General features: G+C 66.7%; 1 pseudogene. It reads left to right on the plus strand.

What is annotated here, in order from left to right:
• Positions 1-210, plus strand: a pseudogene (locus tag ACTV8E_RS20750) (NAD(P)(+) transhydrogenase (Re/Si-specific) subunit alpha); the annotation flags it as partial.

Consider the following 210-nt stretch of genomic DNA (forward strand, 5'->3'; position numbering starts at 1 on the left):
CGACGCCGAACTGGCGCAGATGAAGAGCGGCACCGTGCTGGTGGGCATGCTCAACCCGTTTAACACCGAGCTGATCGGCAAGCTGGCCGCCCAAGGCATCACCGCCTTTGCCCTGGAAGCCGCACCGCGCACCTCCCGCGCGCAGAGCCTGGACGTCTTGTCCTCCCAGGCCAACATCGCTGGCTACAAGGCCGTACTGCTCGCCGCGCA

Source organism: Pseudomonas sp. B392_1p, from assembly GCF_052245235.1.
Lineage (GTDB): Bacteria > Pseudomonadota > Gammaproteobacteria > Pseudomonadales > Pseudomonadaceae > Serpens > Serpens gallinarum.